Raw genomic sequence first — 2,503 nt, 5'->3', positions numbered from 1 at the left:
ACGCCGATGCGCGATCAGCAGATCGGCGGCCTTCTGCTCTGGATTCCCGGCTCGATGATGAGCGTGATCGGCGCGTTGATCGCGCTGCGTCACTGGCTGCGATTATCGGCGCGCTCGCGCCTGCGTCACGAACGACGTGCTCCGCGTGGGCGCATCAGCAGCACGAAGCGCGCAGCATCATGAAGGAAAGCCCGGGCGACGCATCCACACGTGCGGAATGCCGTCTTCATCGTGAATACCGGACGAAGGCATAAAGCCGAACGCGCCATAAAAGTTTTGCAGATGCGCCTGCGCGTGCAGGCTCACCGGCTCGTCCGGCCATTGTGCGAGGATATGTTCGAGCGCGCGTTCGAGCATGGCGTTGCCGAGCTTGAAGCCGCGAAACTTCGCCGTCGTCAGCACGCGGCCAATGCGCACGTCCTTCTCTTGCTCTTGCGGAAAGCCAGGCAGCAACACACGCAGATAACCCGCAAGCGCAGGACGCGTTTCACCGGGCGCATAAGCGAACAGATGCCACGCATCGAGATCGAGCCCGTCGATATCGCCATACACGCAATTCTGCTCGACCACGAACACTGCACTGCGAGCGGCGAGCATGTCGTACACCTCGGTGCTGGTGAGATCGTCGAAGCGCTTCCAGCGCCATTCAAGGTCGGAGAGTCGGTCGGTCATGGGAATCGGGATAGCGGCATGCGCAATACAAAGACACGAAATTATGCCGCGCGCCGCCTACGAAAAGCCGACGCGGGAAAAGAAAAAGCCCTGACGGATCAGGGCTTTTAAAGTGGAGGCGCGGACCGGAGTCGAACCGGTCTAAACGGCTTTGCAGGCCGCTGCATAACCGCTTTGCTACCGCGCCACAAGCGGATGTTGGTGTCGATCGCTTTAACGAAGCCGACCAATCCACCAAACAAAAAGGGAAGCTGTGCTTCCCCTTTGACTGGAGCGGGAGACGAGTCTCGAACTCGCGACCTCAACCTTGGCAAGGTTGCGCTCTACCAACTGAGCTACTCCCGCATTTATTTCTGCTACTTTTTCGATGCCGCTTCGCCTGAACCACTGCGCTGCATGCTTCGAATTTTCGAAACCTGGAGCGGGAGACGAGTCTCGAACTCGCGACCTCAACCTTGGCAAGGTTGCGCTCTACCAACTGAGCTACTCCCGCGTTTTCCTGCTTGCTACTTCCTCTGTTTTTGCTTCGCCGTCGTGTTGCTGTCAGGCGTCGCGCATCAGAGAAACGAGATTATGTAGAAGCCTTAGAACGCTGTCAACCCTTTTTCGCGCGATCTTTTCGTGTTTGACGCAAGTTTTCGCAAGACTCGTTCTTTCACAGGATTCCGCCGCGTTCGCGAATCTGCGGCCACGCGAGCTTCATGTAGTAGAACATCGACCAGACGGTGAGGACGGCGGCAACGTAGATAAGCCATAAGCCCCACACGCGCGTGTCGATCATGTAGGGAATGCCGTTGATCTTGAGCGGGCCGTAGAACAGCAGCATCGGAATGGCGACCATCTGACAGACGGTCTTGAACTTGCCGAGCTGATTCACCGCCACACTCTTCGATGCGCCGATCTGCGCCATCCATTCACGCAACGCCGAAATGGTGATTTCGCGTCCGACGATCACCAGCGCGAGCACCGCGTTCAGCCGCGATAGCTGCACGAGCACGAGCAAGGCGGCGGTGACCATCAGCTTGTCGGCGACGGGATCGAGGAACGCGCCGAACGCGGAGGTCTGATTCAATCTGCGCGCGAGAAAGCCGTCGAACCAATCGGTGAGCGCGGCGAGCACGAAGATGACCATCGCGAGCAGGTTCTTGTGCTCCGTGCTCATCATCATGTCCGGCAGATAGAACACGCCCACGACGAGCGGAATCAGCACGATTCGCAGCCACGTCAAGAAGATCGGTAAATTGAACGGCATGAGCGAAAGCGAATGAGCAACATGAAAGGGAGCCGCCATTGTGCCGCGTCGATCCGGCGCTCACAAGGCGATACACCGCGCAGCACGGCACGCGGGTTCAATGCAACTGACGATAAATCTGCTGCGCGAGCGCAAGCGAAATGCCTTCGACGCTCGCCAGATCTTCGACGCTCGCCGCCTGCACGCCACGCAATCCGCCGAAGCGCGACAACAAACGCTGTCTTCTTTTCGCGCCGACGCCTTCGAGTTCTTCAAGCCGCGACGTCTGCCGCGCCTTCGCGCGTTTCGCCCGCATCCCGGTGATGGCGAAGCGATGCGCCTCATCGCGAATCTGCGCGACGAGCATCAGCGCGGCGCTTTCCTTGCCGAGTTCGAGCGCGGTGCGGCCATCGGCGAAGATCAGCGTTTCGAGGCCGACCTTGCGCCCCTCGCCTTTTGCCACGCCGACGAGCATGCCGTGATCGAGCCCGAGTTCCGAGAACACCTGACGCGCGATTTCGACCTGTCCCTTGCCACCATCGATCAAGACGATATTCGGCAGCGTGCCGCTCGCGGCGATCGGTTCCGCAGCGTCTTCCG

General features: G+C 59.5%; 4 protein-coding genes and 3 tRNA genes. 1 reads left to right on the top strand and 6 read right to left on the bottom strand.

Going from position 1 to position 2,503, the window contains the following annotated elements:
• On the top strand, positions 1-183 hold a 183-nt coding region (locus P7F28_RS07555; protein WP_277183905.1), incomplete at its 5' end, for a cytochrome c oxidase assembly protein.
• Here the strand turns inward: P7F28_RS07555 and P7F28_RS07550 are convergent.
• From P7F28_RS07550 to P7F28_RS07525, 6 genes are all read right to left on the bottom strand, one after another.
• Positions 178-672 (bottom strand): GNAT family N-acetyltransferase, encoded by a 495-nt coding sequence (locus tag P7F28_RS07550; RefSeq protein WP_277183904.1) that lies wholly within the window; start codon positions 670-672, stop codon positions 178-180. The genes P7F28_RS07555 and P7F28_RS07550 overlap by 6 nt on opposite strands.
• Positions 673-785: 113 nt before the next feature.
• A tRNA-Cys gene (locus P7F28_RS07545) sits at positions 786-859 on the bottom strand.
• Positions 860-941: 82 nt separating this feature from the next.
• Positions 942-1,017: transfer RNA gene (locus P7F28_RS07540), tRNA-Gly, on the bottom strand.
• A 72-nt stretch (positions 1,018-1,089) separates the two neighbouring features.
• Positions 1,090-1,165: transfer RNA gene (locus P7F28_RS07535), tRNA-Gly, on the bottom strand.
• Between the two features lie 162 nt (positions 1,166-1,327).
• A complete protein-coding gene (gene pgsA, locus P7F28_RS07530; protein ID WP_277183903.1) occupies positions 1,328-1,924 on the bottom strand; it encodes a CDP-diacylglycerol--glycerol-3-phosphate 3-phosphatidyltransferase in 597 nt (198 codons plus the stop codon).
• 97 nt (positions 1,925-2,021) lie between these two features.
• Positions 2,022-2,503, bottom strand: a 482-nt coding sequence (locus tag P7F28_RS07525) for a helix-hairpin-helix domain-containing protein (protein ID WP_277183902.1), incomplete at its 5' end; no start/stop codon positions are given.

Origin of the sequence: Caballeronia sp. BR00000012568055 (genome assembly GCF_029439455.1) — a bacterium.
GTDB lineage: Bacteria > Pseudomonadota > Gammaproteobacteria > Burkholderiales > Burkholderiaceae > Caballeronia.
The sequence above is the reverse complement of the archived record's forward strand: the minus strand, read 5'-3'. Positions and strand labels throughout refer to the sequence as shown.